The sequence below is a fragment of the Dyadobacter soli genome, from assembly GCF_900101885.1.
Lineage (GTDB): Bacteria > Bacteroidota > Bacteroidia > Cytophagales > Spirosomataceae > Dyadobacter > Dyadobacter soli.
Map to the genome: position 1 here is coordinate 38630 of NZ_FNAN01000026.1, position 23018 is coordinate 61647.

Genomic DNA, 23018 nt, shown 5'->3' on the forward strand with positions numbered 1-23018 from the left:
CTTACTGAGGATATTCACAAAGCGTCCAGTAGCTGTTTAATGTGGAAACTGCGGCAATAAATCGGTCCATCGACAACGGTTTGAGGATATACCCGGCTACGTTCAGGTTAAATGCTTCGATTTTGTCGCTGTCTTCGTTGGAAGTAGTCATCACAAAAACGGAAAGCGAACTGAGCGACGGGTCCTGCCGGATCTCTTTCAGGAACTCGATACCGCCCATTTTAGGCATATTCAGGTCGAGCAGCACGATTTTCGGCTTGGGATATTCCGAATTTTCGGAACGGAGCAAATTCAATGCCTCGATACCGTTGGATGCGACGACAAGCTGGTTGGAAATGTTGTTTTTCTTGAATGCCCGCTTGACATTCATTACATCAACTTCGTCATCTTCTACGAGGAGTATGGTCATCGGTACAGGGTTGGTAAAGGACATTTCTTTAAATTTTGAATAGTAGTTAAAATGGGTTATCAGACATGCTCGATGTCTTTTGCTTCGTTTTTTGGCCAGGTAAAAAGGAATGTCGTTCCTTCGCCCATGACCGTTTCAATGCGGATCTGGCTATGTTTTTCATCCAGGATTTTCTTCACAATGGCCAGGCCCACGCCGGTGCTTTCCACCTCGTCACGCGCTTGGAGCGTCTGGAAGATCACGAATATCCGCTCGTGGAACTCAGGACTGATGCCCGGGCCGTTATCGCCAACATAAAATTCAAATTGGTTGCCCAGGTCTTTCCAGCCGACGGTTATATTGATTTCGTCCTTGTCGTTATACTTGATACCATTTGAAATCAGGTTTTGCAGGATCTGGGTCAATGCGATCCTCTCAGCTTCTATCTCCGTAGTTGCCTCTCCCTCGATCCGGAATGAAAGCGGTTTTTTGGTACTGAACGACTCGCGGAGCTCGTCTACAAGGCTTTTGATCAGGAACTTCTCTTTCACGGTTTTCATCCGGCCGGCGCGCGAATAGGACAAAATGCCGTTGATCAGGTTTTCCATCCGGTGCACCCGCCCGCGCAGGAGCCGGAACTGGTCCTTGGTTTCGCCTTCGAGCATGTCGGCAATATCCTCCTCGATCCATTCCGAAAGGTTATTGATCGCCCGCAGCGGCGCCTTCAAATCGTGGCTTACGACGTAGGCAAACTGATCGAGCTCGGCGTTGATGCGTTCCAGGTCACGGGTGTACGATTTCAGCTTCGTTTCGGCCGTCACGCGTGCAGTCACGTCCGAAAGCGTACCGGTGAAGCCGATATGCTGGCCATTGGCATAATAGGGGCTCAGCGAAACGCCCAGCCATTTTTCCTGGCCGTCGACGGTGATAATCCGCAAGGTTTCTTCTTTGCCCTGGGTTTCATTATTCAGCAGTTCCGCCAGTTTTCCCCCGGATTCGGGCTGAGGCAGAAATCCCGCAAAACTTTGGCCGAGGCTCGATGCTACCGGATATCCCGTAATGCTTTCCCATGCCTGGTTAAGATAGGTAAGGTTGCCGTCGCGGTCCAGCTGCACCAGCACCTCCGAAATGCTGCCCACCACTTCTTCGAGCCTTTTGCTGGTAAGGGCTGCCTCTTCGGTTTTCTCCTGCGCAACGCGGCTCAGCTCGCGGTTCGCTTTGAAAAGCTCCCCGGAACTTTGTTCGAGTATGAGTTCCATCCGCGTCAGATCGTCCTGGTATTCGGTATATGCTTGATTTACAGCTAATAAAAAATCCTGCATATCGGGATGCTCGGCCAGTTCAGGCGGTAATGATTTCCTGATCTGCCGTTTTAAAAGCCGGTGGTAACTGGTTTCGGTTAATTCGAACGTCTGCATGGGTTATTCGCGGAATGTCGTAATGGTCATGGTTTGATTGTGCAGCTCGCACAACGAATCGCGGTTGAATGGCGCCAGTTCGCCGTAGGAATAGAAGCCCGTCATAATGGGCCCGTCCAGCACTTCCGAAACACATTCTACCTCTTCTTCCACCATTTGCTTCAACACCAGCTTGCGCCCGACGCAGCTTACCAGGATCGCAAACTCCGCATTATTGTCGAGACCGCGGGCAGCTTCATGCGCCGCTTCCTCGGCACCGTTGATCAGCCGGTCATTATTGGCTTTCATAAGTCTTACAAATGATCCCTCGGGAATATCGCCGGCGAATGTGAGGCTCTTTTCGTCCTCGTTAATGCCCAGGATCGTGCGTACCACCGGTGCGCGGTCCTCACTGTCGCGCATACTCAGCGGAAAGAGAAGGCCCGACGAAGGCAGATCTTTCGCTTTTTCGCCGAGGAACGATTTGTAGAGATCCAATGCCGGTTCGCCGTCGATTTCGTAAAGGATATTGTCCTGGGAACGGGTAACACGCCTGTCGAGCCCGAAACTGTCCCAGCCGCCACGCGAGCCGTAGCCGACGGAAAGTTTTTCGCCATAAAATCCGATTGCCGCGACACTCTCGCTCGCAACTTTTCCATCGGGCTCGATAATGATCGTACGGGCGAAATGCGCGCCGTCGCCCGCGAGGCCGCCGGTGATGGTAACGCCGTCCGTCAACCCCTCGGTCATACCTTTCACGAGGTCGGTACCATTGACTTTCAAGCCATCGGATACGACAAAAACGTGTTTCAGGCCTTGCGCCGGAAGTTGGGACACGAGCTGCTTGCCGGCTTCCGAGCTATCGAAAGCAATGTCTTCGAGGCTGATTTTAGAACTTTGTACCGAAACTTCATCGAAAGCAATGCCTGTAACGATGACGGTGTGTTCCTTCACCGACTCATTGGCAATCTCCCCGGCGGTGGAGCATCCGGAAAACACCGCGTCGGGATATTGCGCAGCCAGCTGGCGCGAAATGTCCGTTGTTTCAAGCAGTTCGCGGTCGCCGAAAATGAATAACAATTGCGGTGAAAACGAGAACGGGATTTTGGAAGCGCGATCCGAATAGACAAACTGTTCAATCTGCATAAATACAGGTGGTTGCGGCGGTTTAAATCGATCTACAATTTACATAAAACTTTTGAGAACGAATTATTTTTACGCTACACGCTGTATGACTGAGTTAAATTGATTTTGGCTACGAAATAGATGGAAATGAAATGCCCTTGATTTTACGGAATAGTTCTACGGCATAAAGGTCCGTCATGCCCGACACAAAGTCGAGAACGGTCTGAATCCTCGAATAAGGATCGGTTTTGGTGGTAATGAACTGCTTCGGGATCAGGTCGACGAGCTTGCGCGTGTAATGCGAGTTATTATTGAGATAAGCCGGTACAAACTCTTCCAGCAACCCGCCCATTACCTTATAACCCGCCACTTCGATCTGCACTACCGACGAGTAGTTGTAAATTTTCTGGATCGAAATCCGTTCGATCTCCTTCATCGCCGAACGGTGTGGCTCGGGAATGCGGTCGATAAGGCTCGCATTGAAATCGCCATTCAGGATCGTATGCTGTTCATTGATAAACAGTTCCGAGCAGGTGCCTATAAGCGTACTAATGGATTTGGCGCGGAGTAAGCCAATTTTTGCATCATCGTCATCGATGTCTGCCAGTCGGCCCGGCATGCGCGGGTCGTTGCACAATGCGAGCAGCAATGCTTCCACTTCCTGGTAGGAGAGGATTTTGAGCCGATGCGCGTCTTCGAGGTCGATGATGTTGTAGCAAATGTCGTCCGCTGCCTCCACCAGGTACACCAGTGGGTGCCGTTTGTAAACCACCGGCGTTCCCGAAACCTGCGACAAGCCGAGTTCGGTGGCTATCTTCTGAAATCCAGCTTGCTCCGACTGGAAGAAACCGTATTTTTTGGTATAAATATTCGCTTTCTGGTGCCCTGCAAGCGATTCGCAAGGGTATTTGGCAATAGCGGCGAGGGTAGAGTAGGTCAACGCGAAGCTGCCGTAACCCTTGCCCGCATACGGGTGCGTGAGAATGCGGATCGCATTGGCATTACCTTCGAAATGCGTCAGATCGGCCCATTGCGCGTCACTGACTTGGTTTTTGTATTTCAAACCATCGCCATCCGTAAAATAATGCGAAATGGCCGCTTCTCCTGAATGCCCGAACGCGGGATTGCCCAGGTCGTGCGCGAGGCAAGCCGCCGAAACAATGTTGCCGATCTCGCTGATTAGCGGCAGGTCGTCGTCGATCTGGTGGTTTTGGGTTCTTAAGTGATTGTAAAACATCCGCCCGAGCGACTTGCCTACACTCGCTACTTCCAGGCTGTGGGTAAGCCGGTTATGGACAAAAATGCTTCCGGGAAGGGGAAAAACCTGCGTTTTGTTCTGCAACCGGCGGAAAGGCGAGGAGAAGATCAGCCGGTCGTAATCGCGCTGGAACTCCGAGCGGGCCTCGGTCGGATCGGAATTGTACTTGTCTTCGCTGCCCCAGCGCTTCGCCGACAGCAATTGTTCCCACTTCATCATATTGATTTCAAAATAAACGGCAAAACTAATGGCTTTCGGTGAAAATATGCAGGGAAAGGCCAGCCATGCTGATTTCAGGTAGAAACCGAAACCCCGCGGACTTTTAACGGAGTAGTAAACAGGGATTTATTTCAAACCGGAACAATATGAAAAAGCTAGTAGGATGCTTGATTTTGGGTATCATTTCAATCGTATGGGCAGGCTCGCCGGCGTCGGCGCAAAAGAATGAAGCGCTCGCCGGGGAAATGCGCGAAGCCGTAACCACATTCTTGAAAGTCCTTACACCCCAGCAGCGCCAGGAAGCCGAACTTCCCTACGCCGACCTCGCCCGCTTCGACTGGAATTTCACGCCACGCGCCCGAAAAGGCATTACTTTCAAAACCATGACACCCGCCCAGCGCAAAGTCGCGATGGCGATGGTGCGCGTGGTGCTCAGCCAGGAAGGTTACAGCAAAGCCGAACAAATCATCGACCTCGAAAACGTACTCCGCGTAGTAGAAACCCGGCCAGCCAACGATACCTACCGCGACCCCGAAAATTACGCGTTCCTCGTGTTTGGCACGCCGGGTAATGATCCCTGGGGCTGGCGGATGGAGGGACATCATTTGTCGCTGCATTTCTCCTCGATCGACAACCAGGTAACCTTCACGCCCAGCTTTTTCGGCAGCAATCCGGGTCAGGTGATGGCCGATATGCCGCAAAAAGGCAAGCGTATCCTCAAAGCCGAGCAGGACCTGGCATTCGATCTCCTCCACACCCTCGACGCGTCCCAACTTGAAAAGGCCAATCTTGGAGCCAAAGCCCCCAACGAAATATTCACTTCCAACGCCCGAAAAGCCTCACTCGCCAAGATGGAAGGCATTGCCATGGGCGAGCTGAATGCAAACCAGAAAGCGGCATTCAAAAAACTCATTATGGCCTACCTGCAACGCTACCACGTAACGCTTAAAAACCAGCAATGGGCCGAACTTGAAAAGAACGGCCTCGACAAAATCCACTTCGCATGGCTAGGCGACCAGCAACCTGAAATCGGCACCGGCCACGGCCACTACTACCGCATTCACGGCCCGACGTTCCTCATCGAATTCGATAATACGCAGAATGGCGGGAACCATATCCACTCCGTCGTAAGGGATTTGATGAGTGATTTCGGGGAAGATTTGTTGCAGGCGCATTATGAAGCGGGGCATAAAGCCCCCTAATCCCCCTTTTTTAGGGGGACTCTGCTAACCGGACTGATTTTCCCAACGACACGTTCACCACCCTTTAGGGCCGGGGCTGAAAGACTAACGATCAAAACCACACTATTACCATGATGCACGAAGGCGCAAAGCCAATCCTCTTCCAAAGAGCACAAGATCTTAGAAAACGCGAGACAGAGGCCGAGAAGGTACTTTGGGAAAAACTATCGAACAAGCAACTTGGAGTCAAGTTCAGGAGACAACACCCGTTGTACCGTTTCGTCGTTGACTTCTATTGTCATGAATTACGACTCGTTGTCGAAGTTGACGGTTCTGTTCATGACTCGTCAGAGCAAACGGAATACGATGAATTTCGGACAATGCTAATCAATCAGCTGGATATCAAAGTAATCCGGTTCCGAAACGACGAGGTTTTTAACGAACTGGACAAAGTTCTTGAAATCATCAGGCAACATATTCTTCCGCGCTCGTAAATTTGGGTATGACACCACACCGCTACTTCATTATCAACAAGCCGCAAAACATGGTTTCCCAGTTCGTCAGCTCGGATGAGGTGCGGTTGCTGGGGGCGCTGGATTTTGAGTTTCCGGAGGGGACGCATGCCATTGGGCGGCTGGATAGCCTTTCCGAGGGGTTGCTGATCCTTACTACCAATAAGAAGGTTACTAATCTGCTTTTTCAGGGCGAGGTGCCGCACAAGCGTACCTACTGGGTGAATGTGAGCCACGTGGTACTCCCCGAAACGGTGGAGCTGCTGCGCACGGGCATTCCTATACGAGTGAAAGGGGGCGGTTATTACACAACGACACCTTGCGAGGTCGGGATCATAGACCGCCCTGCGATTTTAGATAAACATCAAAACGAAACCCAGCCCGATGTGCCCAATACCTGGCTCAGCATTACGCTCACGGAGGGCAAATATCACCAGGTGCGGAAGATGGTCCGTGAGGCTAGCCACCGTTGCCGACGACTCATCCGCGCCAGTATCGAAGATTTGGAGCTCGGCGATCTGCCGCCCGGCGGTGTGAGGGAGATTGAAGAAGAGGCGTTTTTCAGGTTATTGAAAATAGCAAACTGGAAGTCAGCGATTCCGTCCGGCGATTACCTGTAAGAGCCGTCCATCGAAAATTCGGCATTCTAGTTGTCGGCCGGATTAGTTTTAAGCCATTCTTTCACCAAACTGATCGCGTTATGAACCTCATTGGAAACATTATCTGGCTTATTTTCGGCGGATTTGTCGTTTTTATCGAATATATGGCTGCCGGGCTCGCGCTCTGCCTCACGATCGTCGGCATTCCGTTCGGGATTCAATGTTTCAAAATCGGTATCATGACGCTCTTCCCGTTTGGCCAGCATGTGCGGGAGGTGCCGGGAGATTCAGGTTGTTTATCGACGGTCTTCAACATCATCTGGATTTTTCTTGGTGGTATCTGGATTGCATTGACGCATTTGGTTTTCGGTATTTTGCTGGCGATCACCATTATCGGTCTGCCGTTTGCGAAGCAGCATTTCAAGCTCATGAGCCTCTCTTTCGCACCGTTTGGAAAAGAAATTTATTCATGAAAGCGATCGTCATCACTCAACCCGGCGGGCCTGAAGTATTGCAAATGCAGGAGGTAGCCACGCCGCATCCGACCGGCTCGCAAGTACGCATCAAGGTATTCGCGGCAGGTGTAAATCGCCCCGATGTTTTCCAGCGGAAAGGCAACTATCCCCCGCCGCCGGATGCGCCGCAGGACATTCCTGGCCTGGAAGTGGCTGGTATCATCGAACAAACAGGCCCGGAGGTTACCATCTGGAAACCCGGCGATTCCGTTTGCGCATTGCTGGCGGGCGGCGGTTACGCGGAATATGCCCTCGCGGAAGCCAGCCATTGCCTGCCCATACCCGTTGCTTTCAACCATTATAGCGATGCTTTTGCCCGGGCGGCCTCGTTGCCGGAAACGGTGTTTACCGTCTGGCATAATGTCTTTCAGCGGGGGCAGCTGCGGAAGGGTGAGCGCTTCCTCGTACACGGGGGCACGAGCGGAATCGGTATTACGGCTATCCAGCTGGCCAGGGCATTCGGTGCCAGCGTGTTTACCACCGCAGGGTCGGAAGAAAAGTGTGCTGCGTGCGATGCATTAGGGGCCGATATCAGCATTAATTACCGGGAAGCAGATTTCGAAGAACAGCTGCGCGAGCTCGGTACAGACGTCATCCTGGATATGGTCGGCGGTAATTATATCCCCAAAAACCTGCGTTTGCTGCGCGAGGAAGGCCGGCTTGTTTTTATCAATACTATGAAAGGCGGAAAGGTCACCGGCGAAGATGTGGTAGATTTTAGCCTGATCATGCGGAAGCGGCTAACCGTCACCGGCAGCACGCTGCGAAACCGCGGCCATGCTTTCAAAGCAGCATTAGCACATGAGATACGGGAAAACGTGTGGCCGGTTATGGAACGCGGTGCATTTCAAACCGTAATTGCGGAGACATTCCCGCTGGCGGAAGCTGCCAGAGCCCATGCATTAATGGAAACCAGCGACCATATCGGCAAGATTATTCTGCTGAATCAATGGCCGTAAGCCGGTGGTTAAGGATTTTTGAAATCTGATCGGCCTGGGCGTAAACCATTAAATGCCCGCCGCCTTCGATGATAATGTCGGGTTTCACAATGACGATCGGGATGAGCTTGTCGGCCGTTCCATGAATGTGGAAAAGATTATCGATGCGCTCTTTCCGGTTCCAGCCGCTCATCCGTACGAGCGCCCATTTCAGGAACTTACTATCGGTATCGTGCAGGATCATTTTGAGCAGTTTCTTCAATTCCGGCGTGTCCGCGCCGAAATAGCGGTAAGTAATCCGGTTTGCAGACTTTAATAAGGGCGCTGACAGCGGCGACATGAGCAGAAATTTGATCATTAACTGGTAAAACTTCGAAAGCGGAACGCCGGTTGACATACTCGAAATGAGTGTAACCTGCTGCGGACAGGCGATATCTGCAATTTCCGAAGCAATCACCCCGCCGAAGGACAGCCCAACCAACTGAAAAGGCTGCGAAGTATCGATCTGCTTGCTCAGCCGGGCCGCATAATGCTGCAATGTCTCTTTCTTCTGAGGTCTGACCCATTTGATATATTGCACATTAAGCCTCGGATCGAGTTTCAGCTTGGTAAACACGCGCTCGTCGGCACCGAGGCCGCTGATGAAGTATACATTCATTTTCCTCGCGGCGGGCATGTCAACTGCGGCACTGTCGGGCGCGGCAGCGGCTTGTGATGCGGAAAATGAAAGAAATGCCAATAGAAAACAGGAGTTACGGATATTCGAAAACATGATGGAGTGCTTTCTTTATGAATATACGAACTCCTGCAAAAATGATGCCGCTATTTCGAAAAATTAAAGCGAATGCCGCCCATCAGCCACCGGCCGGGCATTACGGAGCCTAGAATGTCGCTGTATTGCTTGTCGAATGCATTGTCGGCCTGGACAAACACACCTAGCTGGCGTTTCAGGAAAGCATACTCGGCCCTCGCGTTGAGGATAAAGTAATTTTTTGAAACAGTGGCTTCGATAGCCGATGCTTCTCGCTCTGCCCGTTTTTTGTACAAACCATTCAAACTCACCGAAAAATTGCCCACTTGGTAAATGGCTGAGAAATTGGCGAGGAATTTGGCGTGCGACGAGAGGTAGAATGACTGGATCTGGCTTTTGTTATCGCTGTCAAGCCAGGTAAGGCCTGCATTCACGAACAATTTCTGGTTATCGGAAATGGTGTTCGACGACTGGATATCGAGTTCAAAACCTGTGGTATTCACCTCCGCGATGTTCAATGCGAGGCCGAAGCTGCCGGTCGGCGAGAGGTTATCCTTGCGGGGCATTTGTGCGTAGGGTGTGGTCACATAGTCGATCAGGTCCTTCTGGCGGCGCTGGAAAAACGTGCCCGAAACTTTGAGCTGCGCGGCCGAACTGCTGGTAAGGAACCAGTCGGCGCCGGCTTCGTAGCTGAATGAGCGTTCGGCTTTCAGATCGGGGTTGCCGACGCTGCCGCCTGTAACGAGCGTTTTGGCGTAGTTATTGAAACGTTCCGTGAAATCGGCGTCGCGGATGGTTTTGCCGGCGCTTGCGCGTAGCTGCCAGTTTGCTTTTTTGTAGGACAAATTGATCTGGGGCGAAACTTCGGTACCAATGCTTTCACGCCAGTCCATGCGGACGGAAGGTGTGACTGTAAAATCCTCACCGATTGTCTGTACCACTGAAACAAATGGGGCCAGCTGATTCAGCGTATGGTTTCCGCGGTCGTTGGATTTGATGTTCCGCTGCTGAAAATTGACGCCCGCGATCAGGTTTGTACTTGAAGTGAGGCCCTGCTGCAAGGTAGCGAGCCCTTGCCAGAGCCTGGATTTACTGCTGTTTGCAATGGAATGTGGGTTGAAAAGATAGGTATCCTGCACCGATTTAAATCCGCCATCGATCGAAAACGCTGTTTTGTTCTTTTGATAACCTAATCTTACCTGGTTCCACGACATTTTAACCTTTTCGCTGGCCGTGTCGGATTTCAGCACTGTGTAAAAGTTTTGAGCCGCGAAATCACGGTGGTCGAAAGAGCTGCGCACGGCCAGGTTCCAGTGTTGGGAAATGGCGTAATTGAGGGAGAGTGAGGCTGTATTATTATGAAAATAGCCCTTAATGCCCCTCTGCTGCACGCCTGAGGAATTATTTGAAAGAAAACCTCCTGAAATGGCCAGCCTGTTGCGCTGTACAAACGCGCCGACATTGGCATTAAACAATCCATATTCTCCGGCGCTGACGCCGCCGTTCACCTGCGTTTTTTGTACCGCATTATCATCACCCGAATTAGCCAATCGCGCAGCAAATGTTTTGGAAATCACATGGATAACCCCGCCAACGGCATCCGAACCGTACAATGCGGACGAGGCACCTTTCAAAACCTCGATCCGCTCGATTTCGGCGGGAGAAATAGGAATATAGCTGTTAAAATGGCCCGTGTTGGGATCATTCAAACGAATACCGTCGAGGATCACGAGCACCTGCTGAAACGTACCGCCCCGCAAAACGATGTCGCTTTGTGAACCTTGCGGCCCGCGCGCCTGGATTTCAACACCCGGAACGTAGCGGAGCAGGTCGTCGATGCTGTGCACCGGCAGTTGCTGGAAGTATTCGCCTTTGATGACTGCAATGTTGCGCCCCGTTTGCGACGCACGCTTTTCAACGAGCGAGGAAGTGACCGTCACCGGGTCGAGTGATATTTCCTGGGCAAATGTGAGGTTTGCGATGAATGACAGTAAGAGGGTGGTGCCTAAGTAATGTAGTTTCATAAAGAGGTGTTTTTTTGACCGCCGACGGCCGACCGCTGACCGCCGATTGCAAGGAAACGGCGGTCATTTCTAAAACAAATCTACTATCTTGCCGGCCCGTTTATATGCTCCGGTTTGAATCTTATGAGTAGTCCGGTTGAAATACCTTTCAAGAATGTGATCCTGCTGGACCGTGCGTCCGGGACACCTGTTTATTTACAAATCGCGCACCAGATGATCAATGCCATTCAACGTGGCGTGCTCGTAACGGGTGTGCAATTGCCTGGTACTCGGGCGCTTGCGGAAATGCTCAATGTGCACCGCAAGACAGTCGTGGCGGCTTATAACGAACTCGACGCGCAAGGCTGGATCGAGATGTTGCCAAACCGCGGGACGTTCGTGACCCGGAAGAGTCCGGTGGTAACGGGTAGCGCTTTGCCGGCCAATGTGAGCGATTTGAAGCAATACCCGCAGCAAACCGGCTTTGCATTCGAGGAAAGCATGCTGCTCGACCGCCCGCTGTCGCTCTCGCGCGTGGACCTGGAATTTACCGATGGCCTTCCGGACGTGCGCCTCGCGCCGATGGACAAGCTTGCAAAGGCCTATTCGAGCGTTTTGAGAAGAAATAACAACCGGAAATACCTTACGTATTCGCATGTGGAGGGCAATATCTGGTTTCGCGAGCGGCTGGCGACCTATTTGAACAACACCCGGGGCCTGCACATCGGCGCGGAAAATATTATCACCACGCGCGGCATTCAAATGGGCATTTACCTCGCCTCGACGCTGCTGCTGAAAAAGGGTGATAATGTGGTGGTGGGCGATTTGAGCTACTATGTCGCCAACATGATTTTTCAACAGGCTGGCGCGAATATCCTGTCGGTACCTGTGGATGATCAGGGTATTTCGGTGGAGGCCGTGCGGCAACTTTGCGGGCACACGCCCATTCGAATGCTGTACATCACGCCGCACCATCACTACCCGACGACCGTCACGCTGAGTGCCGAGCGGCGGGTGGAATTGCTGAATTTGTCGGTGAAATACGGCTTTATCATCCTGGAAGACGACCACGACTACGATTTTCACTATAACAGCAGCCCGGTACTGCCGCTGGCGAGTGCCGACGGGGCGGGGATGGTCGTATACGTGGGTTCGTTTTGCAAAGCGTTGGCGCCGGGATTGCGCTCGGGTTACGTGGTGGCGCCGCAGAATCTGATCCGCGAATTGGGTAAAATGCGGCGCATTATCGACCGGCAGGGTGATCTGATGATGGAACAAGCCCTGGCCGAACTGCTCGACGAAGGCGAAATTCAGCGGCATATCAAGAAGGCGCAAAAGGTTTATCACCAGCGCCGGGATTTGTTTACCGGGCTTTTGGAAAATGATTTCGGCCCTTACCTGACATTCAAAGCCCCACCGGGCGGCCTGGCGATCTGGACCGAATGGCGGCGGGATATCAACCTCATGCGCGTGAGCAAGGAGTGCCTGCGCGAGAACCTGCATTTACCCCAGACTTTGCTTTTCCAGACCGGACGGCTCAGCGCCATGCGGCTCGGGTTCGGTAGCCTGGACGAAAAGGAGCTGCGGGAGGCTACGTCCATTTTAAAGTCGGCGCTGGAAAAGACCGGGTAATGCAGTGGTGCGGTTGGAATGCTGATTTATTCAATTAATTTGGGATAAATTCCTATTCGTGCATTTCAACCTGGCTACCGCATGAACAAACGTACTTTCATTAAACTTTCATCCGCATTAATGACGGCTCCATTACTTTCCCCGCTGAGCGGCTGGGCCAATGCCGACAAGCTCCGCAACTGGGCAGGCAACCTCGAATACAGTACCGACAAGCTCGATTTGGGCAAGAATTTGCAGCAGGTGCAAACGATCGTCAAGAAATATCCCCAGCTGAAAGTGCTCGGTACGAAGCATTGTTTCAACGACATTGCCGATACGAAAGACCAGTTTATTACCGTCGTCGGTGCGGAAGAGGTGATGGATTTAGATACCAAAAATAAAACCGTGACCGTAAATGGCGGGCTGAAATACGGCCAGCTGGCTCCCTACCTGCATGAAAAAGGTTTTGCATTGCACAACCTGGCCTCGCTGCCGCATATTTCCGTCGCGGGGGCGTGCGCTACGGCTACGCACGGGTCGGGCGAGAAGAACGGTAACCTGGCGACGGCGGTATCGGCTATGGAAATCGTGACGGCGGACGGGGAGGTCGTAAAGTTGAGCAGGGATAAGGACGGCGAAAAATTCAATGCGTCGGTGGTGCATTTGGGTGCATTGGGTGTGGTGACGAAGGTGACGCTGGATGTGCAGCCGACGTTTTTTATGGCTCAGGTTGTGTACGAAAATTTGCCTTTGAACCAACTCAAATCGCATTTTGATGAAATAGAGTCGAGAGGTGATAGTGTAAGCCTTTTTACAAACTGGTCTACCGAGGACATTACGGAGGTTTGGATAAAGTATAAAACGAATAGTGAAAAGCCTTTGAAAGCACACCCGGATAACGAGCTTTTCGGTGGAAAACTGGCAACGAAAAACCTCCATCCGATCCCGGAACTCTCGGCCGAAAACTGTACCGAACAAATGGGCGTGCCGGGGCCGTGGTACGAGCGGATGCCACATTTCAAAATGGGTTTTACGCCAAGTAGCGGCAAGGAATTGCAAACAGAATACTTCGTGCCACGAAAGAATGCAGTGGATGCGATCCTCGCTGTTTCGAAAATGGGCAACCAGATCAGCCCGCATTTGTTTACGTCCGAAGTACGGACCATTGCTGCGGATAACCTGTGGCTGAGCCCTTGTTACAAGCAGGATTCGGTGGCGATCCATTTTACGTGGAAGCAGGACTGGCCGGCAGTGAGCAAGCTGTTGCCGGTAATCGAGAAGGAACTGGCACCGTTCAACCCGAGGCCGCATTGGGGGAAATTGTTTACCGTTTCGCCGGGGTTATTGGAAAAAAGGTATGAAAAGCTGCCGGAGTTCAGGGAGCTGGCTGCGCAGATGGACCCGAAAGGGAAGTTTCGCAATGCGTTTTTGAATTTGAATGTTTTTAAAAAATAGATGGCGCGAAGCCGGAGCTTCGCACCATCCTGACGGAATTAAATAGCCACTCCGAGCGTTTACTTTAACGTGACTCATCTTCCATAAGTAAACAAATACTTCTGATGGCTACCAAACAAAAGGCACTTCCACCCGCGAGCGTGGAGCTTACCGCCGACAAGATTACCGAGTTATACATGCATTACTGTCTGGAAAACCACAAAAAGCCGGAATCGGTTTATTTGTTTTCCAAAGAACACGGCTTTACGGAAAGGGAATTTTACAAGTTTTACACATCGATCGATTCACTGGAAAGGCGGGTTTTCGTGAGCTTTCACAACATGGCCGTGAATCTGATCAACCAGAGCGGGGAGATCGACGGCGTCGGTTTCCGGGATAAGTTGCTGGCTTACTATTTTACATTGGTTGAGATACTGACGGCCAACCGCAGCTATGTGGTTTTTGCATTGAAAGAGGAAAAGAACCGGCTCAACGGCATTTTGAAGCTGAAAGAGTTCCGCAACAGTTTCAAGGAGTACATCCACGAAATCAGCAACGGTTACCTGAAAGCCAAAAGCGAACGCATTCGTAAAGCGCAGCAGGACGCATTGGAAGAAGGTGCGTGGATTCAGCTGCTGCTGACATTGAAATTCTGGATCGACGATGAATCCGTAGGTTTTGAAAAAACAGACCTCTTCATCGAAAAATCGATCCGCGCTACATTCGACCTGATCGATACCACGCCGTTGGAGAGCGTGATCGACTTCGGGAAGTTTCTCATTAAAGAAAAATTGAAGTAGGAATGGAAACAATTGACAGTATCCCTACTTCCAAAATACGGCGTGCCACCCGGCTTATTTCGACAGGGGTTAAGATTGGGGGAAATTACCTGAAATATTACGGCGAGAAGATCACAAGCCCGGAAACGGCGCGCGATAACCTCAACAATAACAATGCGGAGGATATTTATGATAGTCTCAAAAGCCTGAAAGGCAGTGCGTTGAAGCTTGCCCAGATGCTGAGTATGGAGAAGAACTTCCTTCCGCAGGCTTATGTGGAGAAGTTTTCGCTGTCGCAGTTCTCGGTACCGCCGCTTTCGGCACCGCTGGTGGTGAAAACATTCCGGAAATATTTCGGCAAATCACCGCTCGAACTGTTCGATACATTCAATCCGAATGCGATCAATGCGGCAAGCATTGGTCAGGTGCATAAGGCGACGCACGAGGGCAAAGAGCTGGCGGTGAAAATCCAGTATCCGGGCGTAGCAGAAAGCATTTCGTCGGATCTGGCGTTGGTGAAGCCTATCGCGATGAAGATGTTTAACATCCAGGCCAAGGATTCGGACAAGTATTTCAAGGAAGTTGAAACGAAGCTGACGGAGGAAACGAATTACATTCTTGAAATAGCCCAGAGCAGCGAAATCGCCGAGGCTTGCGAGCATATCCCGAATCTGCGTTTTCCCAAATATTATCCTGAGTTTTCCAGCGAGCGTGTGATCACAATGGACTGGATGAATGGTGTGCATTGGTCGGAGTTTTGCAAAACGAATCCCGACCAGGAGACGGCCAACAAAATCGGGCAGGCATTGTGGGATTTCTATATGTTCCAGGTGCATCAGCTACGCAAAGTCCACGCCGATCCGCATCCGGGCAACTTCCTGATCGACGAAAACGACAATCTCATCGCTATCGATTTCGGTTGTATCAAGGAAATACCGGAGGAATTCTATATCCCGTATTTCGAGCTTGCCGAGCCTGAGAATCTGAACAATCCCGCGATTTTTCACGCCAAGTTAGCTGAATTGGAAATCCTTACCGACAAGGATACCAAAGCAGAAACCGTCTACTTCTCGAATCTTTTCAGGGAAATACTCGCATTGCTTACGCAGCCATTTCATTCAGAAACTTTCGACTTTTCTGACGAAGAATTTTTCCTGAAACTGGCCGCATTAGGTGAGAAATATGCCAACGACAAAGAGCTGCGCAAAATGAATATGAACCGCGGCTCGAAGCATTTTATTTATATCAACCGCACATTCTTCGGGTTGTTCAGCCTGCTGCACGACCTCAAAGCGGTGGTGGATACCAAGCAATTTGTAAGCTGACACCAATAATCAATAACCGGTCGTGAGCAATCACGACTGGTTTTCTTCTCCTGCATTTTCCCCACCTGGCTTTTTCAGGTTTACAAAACGGAACAGATTATTGTTCGCCTGCTCGGGCGTCTGGTCGCCAAGCAGAATCCCCCAGGGTTCCAGTCCGGGTACCCGGTCGAAAATCACTTTCATCATCGCAATCGCCGGAATCGAAAGGAACATTCCGGACAATCCCGCGAGCGCGCCTCCTACGAGCACGCCTACGATCGATACCAATGCGTTGATCCGCACTTTCGAGCCGACGATAAATGGTACCAGGAAGTTGTTATCAATGATTTGAACCACAATAAAAATCCCAACGACACCCAGCAACACATCTATTTCCGGATGGCTGATAAACGTTACCATTACCGCCAATGCAGTCGCCACAAGACCGCCAATGTAAGGAACGAGGTTCAGGATGGCCGCCATTACGCCCAGCAGAATGGCATATTGCACATTCAGCACCAGCAAGCCGGCGGAATTCAATACGGCTACGGCGGTTGTTTCGAGCAATAACCCTACCATATAACTCTGAATGATCGATTTGATCTCTCCCAAAACTTCCAGCACGCGGTGTTTTTGCTCTTCGGCGAATAGTACCACCGAGAAATGGATCAGCATGGCCCGGTAGTAAAGCAAGAGGAAAGTGTAGATGGGAATGAGGATCAAAGTCCCGAGCGGACCGGTTACCGCGCCGAGCGTTTCCGGACCCTGGAAGGTTTCCAGCGTTTTGCTTTGCGCATTTTTGAGGTATTCCGCCTGCTGGCGGTAGCTCACGCTATATTCCCGCCGAATCCACCGGCGCGCATCGCGGTATACGTGATCGATGTTCTTTTTCAACTTCGGCCATTCGTCGGAGAAATCAGCGAGTTGCATGGAAATCAGCACCGTTACCGCCGAAACGATCAGTATCGCAATCGTCAATGCGATTGTAATAGCCATCAATTTCGGAATGCCTATCCGCATGAGCCGTTGTTCCAGCGGGCGCAGCAAAACCGCAAGCAGCCCGGCCAATGCGAGGGGTACGATGATGTCCTGGCCCAAATAAATGGCAACCATGATAATGCCGATCGCCAGGAGGGTTAGGGAGAGTTTTTGGTAGAAGGGTTGGGGTGCAGAAGTTTCCACTGGGTAATTAGTTTAACCGGCTGGTAAAGGGATTTGGAGAACTATAAACTCTTCTTGAAATTTTCAAAAATTAATTGAAAACCACACACTTTCAAATGCAATGGTTGTAATTCGGCGGACGCTGTCGGCGGATACTTGTACGTCTTCAATGTGCGCGGAAATCAGCTCAGGATCGTCGCCAAAATTGTGTTTAGGGTTCGAACTGTTTTTATTAAATTTATTGGTACGCATGCCGAATATGATAAGCTTAACCTGAAAAGTTTATGAAAAAGCAACTGAAATACGAAACCGAAGAAGAATGTGATGCCGCGGTGGCGGAAGTAGAACGGCTCATGGATAAGGGTGAGGAAAATTTGACGGAAGAAGAGCTCGAATTACTTGAAGCGATGGCTTTGGCTATTCAGGAGTACGAAATGGAGCATTACTACGAAGAGCCACCTCAAACGCTGGAAGGCATGATCGAACTTCGTATGTATGAGATGAGACAGGAGGGCGGGAATCTGGCGGAAACGCTGGGCGTCAGTGAGGAAGAGCTGCTGGGGATCATTAGTGGAGAACAAGCTCCCAGTGTAGCGTTTCTCAAAGCGGTTCATACTAAACTCGATATACCAGCTGATTTTATCTTACAGCACGTCTGATTCAATTAAAGTCTTCCCCAAACAAATACCCGGCGTTTTGCTTTGCGCATTTTTGAGGTATTCCGCTTGCTGGCGGTAGCTCACACTACATTCCCGGCGAATCCACCGGCGCGCATCGCGGTGTAGGTGATCGATGTTGCTTTTCAACTTCGACCAAGATTTTACACACACTTGCCAATATGGTCATTCTCAGTTTCAGTACTATACGAGAATTTGGAATGCAATATCCAGATGCAGAAAACGCAATGTTGTCCTGGTTCGACATGGCTAGCGATGCAGATTGGTCAAATTTCCATGATGTCAGGAAAACATTCAATTCTGTTGACGCAGTTGGGAATGACCGATACGTTTTTAACGTTAAAGGAAACAAATATAGAATTGTAGCGCTTATTATATTCTCTACAAGAACAATGTACATTCTGTTCATCGGTACGCATAGTGCTTACAACAAAATTGATGCATCGAAAATCAAATATCAAAAATGATGAAAGAGGTAGTTGAAAAAGTTATCACAAAGGAGGAGTACGACCGGTTGATGGTTGAAATTTTGAATCTCATGAACAAGGGCGAAGCGAATCTTTCAGTTTCTGAATTAAACGAGATCAAAGAAATGGCTTTGCTTGCACAGGCATATGAGCGTGAGCATTATTACCCGTCACATCTGCGCTAAGTTGGCCTGCATTCGGTAACTCGTCAGATTTTCTTCCCCAAACAAACACTCCGCGATTCCTCGGGAAATTCTCCGAAATGCGGGATGTCGTTATACCCCAGCTTCCGGTACAATGCAATAGCTTCCGGCTGGCCGATGCCGGTTTCGAGAATTGCAGTGCCGTAGCCGAGTTGTTTCGCCCAGTTTTCCAGTTCCGCTACCATCACCGAGGCAATGCCCTTGCCGCGGAATTCGGGTTTTACGTACATCCTTTTTAGTTCAATGCGCCCGGCGTCGAATTGCTTGAAGCAGCCGCACGCGATAGCGACGCCATTTTCATAAGCGACTACCACCGTCGGCAGGCCGGTGATGCGGTTGTATTCTTCGTAATCTTCCTTTTTGGTGTTGTAAATGCGGCAGAGTTCGTCGTCGAGTTCGCTGGTGAGATGCTGGAAATCGGGATTGTCGCTGGTGGTGCGGATGTATTCGGGCATTGGCTTGGTATTTAACTGTCGAGTTTGCGAAGATAGGCATTTGCGGTGTCGATGTGCATTTGCTTTTTCTCGTCGGGCATCTGGTCGAAGGTTTTGATCAGCATTCCCAGGCGCGGATTTCTGAGGAAAAATTTTCGGTATTTATCCATAAACCGCCAGAACAATCCGTCCCATGTTTCCTGCCAATCCCCTTTTGGGAAGTCGCTCATTTTCAGGAGATAATTGCTGGCGCTGATGTAGGGTTTGGTGGCCATTAGCCCGCCATCGGAAAACTGGCTCATACCGTATACATTCGGCACCATGACCCAGTCGTAGGCATCGATGAACAGCTCCATGAACCAGTGGTACACATCGTCCGGGTCGATTTCGCAGAGCATCATAAAGTTACCAAGTACCATCAGCCGCTCGATGTGGTGGCAATATCCGGTGTCGAGCACTTTGCGGATGACAATGTCGATAGGCGCGATGCCGGTTGTTGCATTCCAGAAATTGTCGGGAAGCTTTCGTTTGAAATGCCAGTAGTTGCGTGTCCGCTGTTTGCCGCCCTTCACTTCATAAACACCTCTCACAAACTCCCGCCAGCCGATAATTTGCCGCACGAACCCTTCCAGCGAATTGAACGGAATGCGGTGCTCGCGTGCATATGCGATGGCTTTGTCGACCACATGCCGGGGCGTGAGCAAGCCTGCATTGAGTAGCGGCGAAAGGAGGCTATGATGGAGAAAATGCTCATTCGAGACGATAGCGTCCTCATAATGCCCGAAATGCGAAAACCGGTTTTCGAGGAATTGATCAAACCATGATTCTGCCTGACTGAATGTTGCCGGGAAGCGGATATCGGGGGAAATCTGTCCGTAATTTTTTGAAAAATGCATTTCAACATAATCCCTGGCTTCTTCCCAGGCATCGGAATTTCGCGGGAAGCGGATTGTCGGCGGTTTTTGTTTTTTAGGGTATTTCAAACGGTTTTCGTCGTCAAAGCTCCATTTCCCACCGGCTGGTTCGCTGTTCCGGACGATCAGTATGTCGCGGTCCTGGCGTTGGTTCATGTAAAAATCGGCCATGAAATACCGCTTCCGGTTCATGAAATAGCCGTTAAGCTCTTCCCTGGTGTTCAGGAACATTGGCGTAGGATGTTCCACAAGCTCGATTTCAGATCGTGCGGCGGCTTTTCGTAAGCGGGAGGAGAGCCAGTCGTCGGTCAAGTCGGCAAAATGTATTGCTGAAATCCCCTTTTTCGCGAGGAATGCAGGCAACTTTCGTACATCCGAATACGCCTCATTGGCTTCCACATATTCGACATTTACCTTTCGATCTTCGAGAAACGCCTTGTAGTTTTGCATCGTCGCTCGGTGAAAGAGCAGTTTTTGTTTGTGAAAACGGAATTGTGTGAAAAACAACGGCTCTTCCACCATCACCACCGGACGATCAGCGGTAACCGCCGGATGTTTTTCAAAAAGCTGGTGTGGAAAAACAAGCGTGACTGCTTTCATGGCTGATTTTAATTCGAAATTGAATATGAGAAATATTGTTGCTGCCCTTCTCCTCCTGTCGACGATATGCCCGGTGCTTGGGCAGAATGGCTTTAAAGTCGTGCCATTGGGTGTGAAGGGAGGAACTACGGACGGAAACCTTTCCGCGTACATGCTCGCGCCCGCGGGGTCGGACGCATACGTGTGCGTGGACGCGGGCACGGTGAGTAATGGCATCGAAAGAGCCCTCAATAAGAATGCGTTTAATGCAAATGCCGAAACGGTCCTTAAAAATTACATCAAAGGCTACCTCATTTCACACCCGCATCTCGACCATATTTCCGGGATGATTATCAATTCCGTGGATGATACGGTGAAACAGGTGTACGCAATGGAGCATTGCATTGATGTGATGAAAGCGCATTATTTCAACTGGCAGAGCTGGCCCAACCTCGCCAGCGACGGCAATGCGCCCGCATTGAACAAATACCGCTACCAGCAGCTGCCCGAAGGCGTTGAAATGCCGCTTGCGGAAACCGGAATGTCGGTACAGGCATTCCCGCTAAGCCATTCGAAACCTTACACGAGTACCGCGTTCCTGGTGAAACATCAGGATGAATATGTGCTCTACTTCGGTGATACCGGGCCGGATGAGGTCGAACAGGCCGATTACATGAAGCGGGTATGGGCAGCGGTGGCGCCGCTTGTGAAGGCTGGGAAATTAAAAGGTGTGTTTTTGGAAGTATCTTATCCCAATGCGCAGCCGGATCGCCATTTGTACGGGCACCTCACGCCGAATTGGTTCATGAAAGAATTTGAAGTACTGGCCGCGCTAGTTGGGAAGGAGCATTTGCGGAATCTGAATGTAATCGTAACGCACATTAAACCAACGGGAAATAGTGAAGCAACGATCAAAAAGGAGCTTGATGCAGCCAATAGCCTCGGTTTGCGCTTGACCTTTCCCGAGCAGGGCGTCAAATTTGAATTGAAATAATATAGCAAAGGCGGGAACCGGTCCCGCCTTTGGCTACTTGAATAAACTCACTTGCCCACTCGCGACCCTCGGATCGTAAGGGACTTGCAGTTCCATTCCCAGTTCTTTATTGAGTTTTTGGATCAGATAAGACGATAGCAGCGGCGACGCCTCCTCGTGGTTCTGGTGTACAAAGAAATAGACATTCTGAATGCCTTCTTCTACCCATAGTTTCAGCCTTTCAAACCAATCGTCCAGGCGTGTGTAATCCGAATCGACGTTTGCGCCGTTGTAGCGGATAAATGCCGTGGGCGTCGTGAGCCGCATATGCAGCAGGTCGCGACGGCCGGCCGAGTCGGTGACGATATGCGTGATGTTTTTCTTTTCGAGCAGGCTGTACAGGTCTTCGCTGTTGAAAGAACCGTCGTACCAGCCTGTGTGCCGCAATTCCAGTGCCAACGGGAAGCCCGAAGGCCATTCTTCGAGGTATGCTTTTAGAATTTCCCAGTTTTTAGGGCCGAAATTGTCCGGCATTTGGAGGAAAAGCATTCCGAGCTTATCCTGCAAATGGGCGATGCCGTCGAGGTAAATGTTGGTCGGTTCCTTGGCGTCTTTCAGCCGTTTCCAGTGGCTGATCCCCTGGTGCAGTTTCGGGAAGAATTTGAAACCGGCAGGTGTTTTGGCATACCAGGTTTCGATGGTGTCGACAGGGAAGTTGTTGTAAAAGGTCGCGTTCAGCTCGATGCTGTTGAACTGCGTCGCATAATACGCCAATTCATCTTTGGTGCCTTTCGGGTAAAAACCTTTGAGGTCGGTTTTGTTCCATTTGGCGCATCCGATGTAGATCCCCGGCTTTTCGCCTTTTGCCGCATTGAGCAGCGCTTTATTGGCGGGCGCGTCGGGTGGCAGTTTGAAATCTATATCATCGGCATTATCAACTTTTCCGAATTTCATGACTGGCTAGTTTAGGATGAATAAGTATCGATCCGGCAAGCCTCACCAACCTGCCGGATTAAAGCTAATGGCGGATTATCTTCCGAAATCGTCCTGTACGCGAACGATATCGTCTTCGTCGGATGGATTGGTAGGGTCGGTGTGCTGCCAGATTTCAGCTACAAAGCCCCATTCGTTTACACCTACCAGGCGGTGGCGCTCACCTTTTTTGAGGTTTATAACTGTACCGATCGGTAATTGTTGGAGTTCGGTCTCTTCGTCGGTGTCGCTGATTACGATACCCGCGCTGCCGCCGATTACTTTCCAGATTTCGGCGCGACGGTGGTGGTACTGCCATGAAAGGCGTTTGTTGGGAGCCACCACGAGGATTTTCGGGCTCAGCTTCTCATAACCGGCGAAGTCGGCGAGCGACAGATGCGGGAAAAAAGTAGAGATGAATGTTGGCGCCTGGCTTTCGTCGAGTACGAAGAAACCTCCCCACGGACGTGAATGGTCCTTCGCTACAACCGTAAAACCCTGCTCATCTATAAACTGTTGTACTTTTTCGAAAACCTCGTTTTTATCGGCATCGGCCGCAAAAGACTGTATCATAACCGGGAATAATTAGTAAATCAGGTGAATTTCAAAATTAGGATAAAAAAC

Annotated in this window: 24 protein-coding genes and 1 pseudogene; 14 read left to right on the forward strand and 11 right to left on the reverse strand. The window is 50.7% G+C overall.

Going from position 1 to position 23018, the window contains the following annotated elements; all coding sequences use genetic code 11:
• Window position 1: 1 nt before the first annotated feature.
• From BLQ88_RS32175 to BLQ88_RS32190, 4 genes are all read right to left on the reverse strand, one after another.
• Window positions 2–433: a response regulator gene (locus tag BLQ88_RS32175; protein ID WP_090157133.1), complete on the reverse strand. Its 432-nt coding sequence runs from the start codon at window positions 431–433 to the stop codon at window positions 2–4.
• A 35-nt stretch (window positions 434–468) separates the two neighbouring features.
• Window positions 469–1806: a sensor histidine kinase gene (locus BLQ88_RS32180; protein ID WP_090157134.1), complete on the reverse strand. Its 1338-nt coding sequence runs from the start codon at window positions 1804–1806 to the stop codon at window positions 469–471.
• Window positions 1807–1809: 3 nt separating this feature from the next.
• Window positions 1810–2931, reverse strand: a complete 1122-nt coding sequence (locus BLQ88_RS32185) for an FIST signal transduction protein (RefSeq protein WP_090157135.1) — start codon at window positions 2929–2931, stop codon at window positions 1810–1812.
• Window positions 2932–3040: 109 nt separating this feature from the next.
• The gene (locus tag BLQ88_RS32190) at window positions 3041–4387 is read right to left on the reverse strand and encodes a deoxyguanosinetriphosphate triphosphohydrolase (protein WP_090157136.1); all 1347 of its coding nucleotides are present in this window, start codon (window positions 4385–4387) and stop codon (window positions 3041–3043) included.
• 146 nt (window positions 4388–4533) lie between these two features.
• Here BLQ88_RS32190 and BLQ88_RS32195 point away from each other — a divergent pair, with 146 nt between their 5' ends.
• The 5 genes from BLQ88_RS32195 to BLQ88_RS32215 all read left to right on the forward strand — a co-directional run bounded on the left by BLQ88_RS32195 (window position 4534) and on the right by BLQ88_RS32215 (window position 8153).
• The gene (locus BLQ88_RS32195) at window positions 4534–5589 is read left to right on the forward strand and encodes a DUF3500 domain-containing protein (RefSeq protein ID WP_090157137.1); all 1056 of its coding nucleotides are present in this window, start codon (window positions 4534–4536) and stop codon (window positions 5587–5589) included.
• Window positions 5590–5699: 110 nt separating this feature from the next.
• On the forward strand, window positions 5700–6062 hold the full coding sequence (locus tag BLQ88_RS32200; protein ID WP_090157138.1) for an endonuclease domain-containing protein: 363 nt from the start codon (window positions 5700–5702) through the stop codon (window positions 6060–6062).
• A gap of 8 nt (window positions 6063–6070) precedes the next feature.
• Entirely contained in the window at window positions 6071–6700 is a 630-nt protein-coding gene (locus tag BLQ88_RS32205; RefSeq protein WP_218132979.1) for a pseudouridine synthase, read from the forward strand.
• A gap of 80 nt (window positions 6701–6780) precedes the next feature.
• Window positions 6781–7152: a YccF domain-containing protein gene (locus tag BLQ88_RS32210; protein WP_090157140.1), complete on the forward strand. Its 372-nt coding sequence runs from the start codon at window positions 6781–6783 to the stop codon at window positions 7150–7152.
• Entirely contained in the window at window positions 7149–8153 is a 1005-nt protein-coding gene (locus BLQ88_RS32215; protein WP_090157141.1) for an NAD(P)H-quinone oxidoreductase, read from the forward strand. Before BLQ88_RS32210 ends, BLQ88_RS32215 begins: the two co-directional genes overlap by 4 nt.
• Here BLQ88_RS32215 and BLQ88_RS32220 read toward each other — a convergent pair.
• Both BLQ88_RS32220 and BLQ88_RS32225 read right to left on the reverse strand, forming a co-directional pair.
• Window positions 8128–8904: an alpha/beta fold hydrolase gene (locus BLQ88_RS32220; protein WP_090157142.1), complete on the reverse strand. Its 777-nt coding sequence runs from the start codon at window positions 8902–8904 to the stop codon at window positions 8128–8130. The genes BLQ88_RS32215 and BLQ88_RS32220 overlap by 26 nt on opposite strands.
• A 50-nt stretch (window positions 8905–8954) precedes the next feature.
• Window positions 8955–10907 carry a TonB-dependent receptor plug domain-containing protein gene (locus tag BLQ88_RS32225; RefSeq protein ID WP_090157143.1) on the reverse strand — a complete coding sequence of 651 codons (1953 nt, stop codon included), beginning with the start codon at window positions 10905–10907 and terminating at the stop codon, window positions 8955–8957.
• 123 nt (window positions 10908–11030) lie between these two features.
• Between BLQ88_RS32225 and pdxR the strand changes: the two genes are divergently transcribed.
• The 4 genes from pdxR to BLQ88_RS32245 all read left to right on the forward strand — a co-directional run bounded on the left by pdxR (window position 11031) and on the right by BLQ88_RS32245 (window position 16035).
• On the forward strand, window positions 11031–12518 hold the full coding sequence (gene pdxR / locus BLQ88_RS32230) for a MocR-like pyridoxine biosynthesis transcription factor PdxR (RefSeq protein WP_090157144.1): 1488 nt from the start codon (window positions 11031–11033) through the stop codon (window positions 12516–12518).
• Between the two features lie 81 nt (window positions 12519–12599).
• Window positions 12600–13952, forward strand: a complete 1353-nt coding sequence (locus BLQ88_RS32235) for a D-arabinono-1,4-lactone oxidase (protein WP_090157145.1) — start codon at window positions 12600–12602, stop codon at window positions 13950–13952.
• 104 nt (window positions 13953–14056) lie between these two features.
• The gene (locus BLQ88_RS32240; protein ID WP_090157146.1) at window positions 14057–14731 is read left to right on the forward strand and encodes a TetR family transcriptional regulator C-terminal domain-containing protein; all 675 of its coding nucleotides are present in this window, start codon (window positions 14057–14059) and stop codon (window positions 14729–14731) included.
• A gap of 2 nt (window positions 14732–14733) precedes the next feature.
• A complete protein-coding gene (locus BLQ88_RS32245; RefSeq protein ID WP_090157147.1) occupies window positions 14734–16035 on the forward strand; it encodes an ABC1 kinase family protein in 1302 nt (433 codons plus the stop codon).
• 30 nt (window positions 16036–16065) lie between these two features.
• Here BLQ88_RS32245 and BLQ88_RS32250 read toward each other — a convergent pair whose 3' ends face one another.
• Complete coding sequence (locus BLQ88_RS32250) at window positions 16066–17196, reverse strand: AI-2E family transporter (RefSeq protein WP_090157148.1); 1131 nt, start codon at window positions 17194–17196, stop codon at window positions 16066–16068.
• Window positions 17197–17313: 117 nt separating this feature from the next.
• On the opposite strand from BLQ88_RS32250, the pseudogene BLQ88_RS32255 reads away from it, so the two are divergent.
• The 4 genes and pseudogenes from BLQ88_RS32255 to BLQ88_RS32270 all read left to right on the forward strand — a co-directional run.
• Window positions 17314–17463, forward strand: a pseudogene (locus tag BLQ88_RS32255) (type II toxin-antitoxin system HigB family toxin); the annotation flags it as partial.
• Complete coding sequence (locus BLQ88_RS32260) at window positions 17460–17834, forward strand: hypothetical protein (protein ID WP_090157150.1); 375 nt, start codon at window positions 17460–17462, stop codon at window positions 17832–17834. The pseudogene BLQ88_RS32255 and the gene BLQ88_RS32260, both read left to right, overlap by 4 nt.
• A gap of 245 nt (window positions 17835–18079) precedes the next feature.
• Window positions 18080–18319, forward strand: a complete 240-nt coding sequence (locus BLQ88_RS32265; RefSeq protein ID WP_262485727.1) for a type II toxin-antitoxin system HigB family toxin — start codon at window positions 18080–18082, stop codon at window positions 18317–18319.
• The gene (locus BLQ88_RS32270) at window positions 18316–18504 is read left to right on the forward strand and encodes a hypothetical protein (RefSeq protein WP_090157152.1); all 189 of its coding nucleotides are present in this window, start codon (window positions 18316–18318) and stop codon (window positions 18502–18504) included. Before BLQ88_RS32265 ends, BLQ88_RS32270 begins: the two co-directional genes overlap by 4 nt.
• Before the next feature lie 23 nt (window positions 18505–18527).
• Here the strand turns inward: BLQ88_RS32270 and BLQ88_RS32275 are convergent, their stop codons facing one another.
• Together BLQ88_RS32275 and BLQ88_RS32280 are read right to left on the reverse strand one after the other, a co-directional pair.
• On the reverse strand, window positions 18528–18977 hold the full coding sequence (locus tag BLQ88_RS32275) for a GNAT family N-acetyltransferase (RefSeq protein WP_090157153.1): 450 nt from the start codon (window positions 18975–18977) through the stop codon (window positions 18528–18530).
• 11 nt (window positions 18978–18988) lie between these two features.
• Window positions 18989–20470: a cryptochrome/photolyase family protein gene (locus BLQ88_RS32280; protein WP_090157154.1), complete on the reverse strand. Its 1482-nt coding sequence runs from the start codon at window positions 20468–20470 to the stop codon at window positions 18989–18991.
• Between the two features lie 25 nt (window positions 20471–20495).
• On the opposite strand from BLQ88_RS32280, the gene BLQ88_RS32285 reads away from it, so the two are divergent.
• Window positions 20496–21443 (forward strand): MBL fold metallo-hydrolase, encoded by a 948-nt coding sequence (locus tag BLQ88_RS32285; RefSeq protein WP_090157155.1) that lies wholly within the window; start codon window positions 20496–20498, stop codon window positions 21441–21443.
• Window positions 21444–21476: 33 nt separating this feature from the next.
• Here BLQ88_RS32285 and BLQ88_RS32290 read toward each other — a convergent pair whose 3' ends face one another.
• Window positions 21477–22376, reverse strand: a complete 900-nt coding sequence (locus BLQ88_RS32290) for a DUF72 domain-containing protein (RefSeq protein ID WP_090157156.1) — start codon at window positions 22374–22376, stop codon at window positions 21477–21479.
• A gap of 75 nt (window positions 22377–22451) precedes the next feature.
• Window positions 22452–22967, reverse strand: coding sequence for a cupin domain-containing protein (locus BLQ88_RS32295; protein WP_090157157.1), 516 nt, complete (start codon window positions 22965–22967; stop codon window positions 22452–22454).
• Window positions 22968–23018 lie beyond the last annotated feature (51 nt).